3 protein-coding genes are annotated in these 5,101 nt (G+C 71.9%); 1 reads left to right on the top strand and 2 read right to left on the bottom strand.

All coding sequences use genetic code 11. The annotated features are described in order from the left end of the window. A partial coding sequence (locus PROKR_RS15085) for a discoidin domain-containing protein (RefSeq protein WP_051433024.1) occupies positions 1-2,071 on the top strand: 2,071 nt, incomplete at its 5' end. A gap of 64 nt (positions 2,072-2,135) precedes the next feature. On the opposite strand, the gene PROKR_RS15080 is transcribed toward PROKR_RS15085, so the two are convergent. Next, the gene (locus PROKR_RS15080; RefSeq protein WP_036964665.1) at positions 2,136-3,731 is read right to left on the bottom strand and encodes a UxaA family hydrolase; all 1,596 of its coding nucleotides are present in this window, start codon (positions 3,729-3,731) and stop codon (positions 2,136-2,138) included. 118 nt (positions 3,732-3,849) lie between these two features. After that, positions 3,850-5,101: ABC transporter substrate-binding protein (locus PROKR_RS15075; RefSeq protein WP_211240148.1), on the bottom strand; the 1,252-nt coding region annotated here is incomplete at its 5' end.

Here is a 5,101-nt window from a genome sequence, read left to right as displayed (position 1 = left end):
GGCCTGCGGCACCACCAACGCCGCGTTGGGGCGGCCGGCCACGGCGTCGTCCACGGAGGGGCCGTTCGGCGCGGCCTCCGCCGTCGACGGCGACCCCGGCACGCGCTGGGCCAGCGAGTTCAGCGACCCGCAGTGGATCAGAGTCGACCTCGGGTCGGTGCAGGACCTGTGCCGCGTCGAGCTGTCGTGGGAGGCCGCGTACGGCAAGGGGTTCCGGATCGAGGCGTCCGACGACGGCACCACCTGGCGCACCCTGACCACGGTCACGAACGGGACCGGCGGCGACCAGTCGCTCGACGTCGCCGGATCGGGCCGGTACGTGCGGCTCACCGGCACGGAGCGCGGCACCGGGTACGGCTACTCGCTGTGGGAGCTCGAGGTGTTCACGGGCGGCGGCGGCACCACGCCCGGCGACCCGATCCCCGGCGGCGGCGACCTGGGCCCGAACGTGCACGTCTTCGGCCCGGACACGCCGACGGCCCAGGTCCAGGCGGCGGTCGACGCCGTCTACGACCAGCAGGAGGCGGACCAGTTCGGCGACGGGCGGCACCAGTTCCTGTTCGAGCCGGGCACCTACCCGGTGCACGTCAACGCCGGTTTCCACACCTCGATCTCCGGGCTGGGCACGAGGCCCGACGACGTGAACATCACCGGCGGCGTCTGGGCCGACGCGGAGTGGTTCGAGGGCAACGCCACGCAGAACTTCTGGCGCTCGGTCGAGAACCTCGCGGTGACGCCGTCGGGCGGGGACATGCGGTGGGCCGTCTCGCAGGCGGCGCCCATGCGCCGCGTGCACGTCAAGGGCAACCTCATGCTGCACTCGTCGCGGTACGGCTGGGCGTCGGGCGGGTACATCGCCGACTCCGTGGTCGACGGCGAGGTCCGCGCCTGGACGCAGCAGCAGTGGTACACCCGCGACTCGACACTCACGGGCGGCTGGGCCGGAACGCTGTGGAACATGGTGTTCTCCGGCGTCGAGAACGCCCCGCCGACGTCGTTCCCCGAACCCGCGGTGACCACGCTGGACACCACGGGGATCATCCGCGAGAAGCCGTACCTGTACCTCGACGGGGACGACTACGCGGTGTTCGTGCCGTCGGCCCGGTCGGGTACGCGGGGCGCGACGTGGCACGGCGGGACGACGTCGGGCACCTCGATCCCGCTGGACCAGTTCTACGTGGCCCGGCCCGGCGACTCGGCCGCCCGGATCAACCAGGCGCTGGACCAGGGCCTGCACCTGCTGCTCACGCCCGGCGTCTACGAGACGACGGGGACGATCGAGGTGGACCGCGCCGACACCGTCGTGCTCGGTCTCGGGTACGCCACGATCGTGCCGACGGCGGGGCAGACGGCGATGCGCGTGGGTGACGTGGACGGCGTCCGCGTGGCGGGCGTGCTGTTCGACGCCGGCGCGGCCGAGTCGCCGTCCATGCTCACCGTGGGCACGGCGGGGTCGACGGCGGACCACGCCGACGACCCGATCTCGCTGCACGACGTGTTCGTCCGCGTGGGCGGCGCGCACGCCGGGCGGGTGGACCAGGCGATCGTGGTGAACGCCGACGACACGATCGTGGACCACATCTGGTCGTGGCGCGGCGACCACGGCGACGGCGTCGGCTGGGACGTGAACACGGCGCGCAACGGCCTGGTGGTCAACGGGGACGACGTGGACGGGTACGGGCTCTTCGTGGAGCACTACCAGGAGTACAACACCCTGTGGAACGGGGAGCGCGGCCGCACGATCTTCTACCAGAACGAGCTGCCGTACGACCCGCCGAACCAGGCGGCCTGGAACCACGACGGCGTCCGCGGCTGGGCCGCGTACAAGGTCGCCGACGGCGTGACGCAGCACGAGGCCTGGGGGCTGGGGTCGTACTGCGTGTTCACCTCGGACGCGTCGATCACCTCGGACAACGGCTTCGAGGTGCCGGTCACGCCGGGCGTACGGATGCACTCGCTGCTCACGGTGTCGCTCGGCGGGGTCGGCACGTACGAGCACGTGATCAACGGTGTCGGGCCGCGTGCGGCGGGCACGGAGACCATCCCGGCGAAGGTGGTGAGCTACCCGTAACGCACTGGGGACGTGTCAGGCCCTCAGGTCACCCGGGTGACCTGAGGGCCTGAGGCGTCTGGGATCAGGTGACGGCGCCGATGTGCCAGGGGATGAACTCCTCGGCGCCGATCTCCAGCTCCTCGCTGACCGTCTGCTCCCCCGACGCGACGGCGAGGATGCGGTCGAAGATCTGCCGCCCCACCTCGGCCACGGTCGCGGTGCCGTCCACGACCACGCCCGCGTTGACGTCCATGTCCTCGGACATCACCGAGTACATCGGGGTGTTGGTGGCCACCTTGATCGACGGCGTCGGGCGGCACCCGAACACCGAGCCGCGCCCCGTGGTGAAGACGACGACGTTGGCGCCGCCCGCGACCAGGCCCGTGACCGACACCGGGTCGTAGCCCGGGGTGTCCATGAAGCCGAACCCGCGCTCGGTGATGGGCTCGGCGTACTCGTACACCGCGCCGAGGTCGGCCTGCCCGCCCTTGGCGACCGCTCCGAGCGACTTCTCCAGGATGGTGGTGAGCCCGCCCGCCTTGTTACCCGGTGACGGGTTGTTGTCCAGCGTGCCGCCGCCGGCGGCCATGTAGGTACGCCACCAGTCGATGCGGTCCAGCAGCTTCTTGGCCACGGCCGGCTCCGCGGCCCGCGCGGTGAGGAGGTGCTCCGCGCCGTAGACCTCGGGGGTCTCGGCGAGCACGGACGTGGCGCCGTAGGCGACCAGGCGGTCCGAGGCCCAGCCGAGCGCGGGGTTGGCGGTGATGCCGGAGTAGCCGTCCGACCCGCCGCAGTTCAGGGCGAGCACCAGCTCGGACACGTCGCACTCGACCCGCTCACGCTGGTTGACCAGCGGCAGCATCTCGCGGACGGCGGCGACGCCGGCCCGCACGGAGGCCCGCACGCCGCCGGCCTCCTGGATGGTCAGGGAGCGCACCACGGTGTCGTCCGGGATGGCGGCCAGCAGCCCGGACCGGGTCTCGTCCGGGGCGCCGATCCCGGGCATCCCCAGGTCTGCGACCTGGCCCGAGCGGGCCGACAGCGCGGCACCCGGCACCATCTCGCAGCCCAGCCCGAGCACCAGCAGGCCCGCCACGTTCGGGTGGGCGGCGTAGCCCCGCAGGGTGCGCAGCAGGATCTGGCCGCCCTCGGAGTCCGGCACCAGGCCGCAGCCCGAGGTGTGGGTCAGGGCGATGACGCCGTCCACGCCCGCGAACTCGTCCAGCGCGGAACCGCGGAACTGGTCGGCGATCATCTTGGCCGTCGACGCCGAGCAGTTCACGCTGGTCAGGATCGCGATGAAGTTGCGGGTGCCCACGCGCCCGTCGGCCCGGCGATATCCGCGGAAGGTGGGCCGGGCGCCGTCGGGCACGGGAAGCTCGGTGTGGGTGCCGCCCAGGGGCGTGTCGCGCTCGCCCTCCTCGAACCCGAGGTTGTGGGAGTGCACGTGGTCGCCGGGCGCGATGTCCGTGGTGGCGACCCCGATGACCTGCCCGTACTTGCGCACTTGACCGCCGGTGGGCACGGCCCGCAGGGCGACCTTGTGCCCCCGAGGGACGGGCTGCCGGACGGCGAGCGGGCCGCTCCCGGGAACCCCGGCGTCGCCACCCGGGCCCAGGTCCCGCGTGGCGACGGCGACGTCGTCGCCGTCCCGCAGTACGAGCAGATCTTGTGACACCTGTGGCACCTCTCCTCCGAGCGGCTTGATCGTACCCAGCCCCGACACCGCCGTGTGCGGGGCACTCGCTGGGTGGACGGCCGTCCTCCTGGCGAGTGCCCCGCACACGGCGGGTGGGTCAGTCGGCGATGGCCGCGTTCACCTCGTCGATGAACTGGGTGGCGGCCTCGTCCGGCGTGATGCGCTCGAAGAGGACCTCCGTGTTGATGCGCTCCATGATGTCCGCGAGCTCGGCGGAGCCGTGGGGCGGGACCGACGGGTTGTCGACGATCTCGTCCTCGATGTCCGCCATGAAGTCGGCGACCTTCTGGTCCGTGGGCGACAGGTCGTCCAGGATCGCCTCGCGAACGTCGGTGTTCGCCGGCAGGCCGCGGTCGGTCAGCATGATCTTGGCGGCCTCCTCGGAGTTGAGCAGGAAGTCCACGAACTTGGCGGACGACTCCGGGTACTGCGTGCTCGCGGAGACCGAGTAGAACATCGCCGGCTTGTAGTACATGCCGGTGCGCTCGCCCTCGGACTCGCCCGGGAGACGCAGCAGCTCCAGCTCGTGACCCGACGAGTCGGACAGCGCGCCGAGCTGGTTGGTCCACCAGACGCCCATGGCGCCCTTGTTGGTGCCGAGCAGACCGCCCTCGGGACCGGCCGCCTGGTACTCGACCGTGCGGGCGGCGTCGGGCTGGCCTCCGCCCTCGACCAGGTCGAGGGAGACCTGGAAGAAGTCGGCGACGGTCTGCTCGGAGACTCCCAGCTCGCCCTCGGGCGTGAACAGGGTCTCGCCGCGCTGGCGCGCCATCACGTTCAGGCCCGCCTCGTTGAAGCCGTAGTCCTGCGTGCCCCAGACCTTGTCGCCGGAGCCCTCCGCGACCGCGTTCGCGGTGGTCACGTAGTCCTCCCAGGTCCAGGTCGTGTCGTCCGGCACGTCGACGCCGGCGTCGGCGAACAGCTCCGGGTCGGCCACGAGCGCGTAGGCGTTGATGCCGGTCGGGATGCCGTACTGGGTGCCCTCGATCTGGCCGCCGGCCAGCACGCCGTCGTCCACCTTCGAGGTGTCGATGTCGAGCGTGCCCAGGTCGGCCAGCACGTTCTTGGTCGAGTAGTCGGAGATGTAGCGCTCCTCCTGGGTGATGACGTCGGGGGTGTCGCCCGCGGCCACCGAGGTGGCGAGCTTGTCCCAGTAGCCGTCCCAGTCGGTGAAGTCGGGGACCACCGTGATGTCGGGGTTCTCGGCCTCGAACGCGTCGATGATCTGCTGCGTCGCCTCGTGGCGGCTGTCCGAGCCCCACCACGCGAAGCGGATCTCGCAGGGGCACTCCTCCGCGGCGGCCGGCGCGTCGTCGCCGCCCCCGCCGATTCCGGAGTCGCCGCCTCCG

Source organism: Promicromonospora kroppenstedtii DSM 19349, assembly GCF_000515355.1.
Classification (GTDB): domain Bacteria; phylum Actinomycetota; class Actinomycetes; order Actinomycetales; family Cellulomonadaceae; genus Promicromonospora; species Promicromonospora kroppenstedtii.
This window is presented reverse-complemented; position numbering and strand designations above follow the sequence as displayed.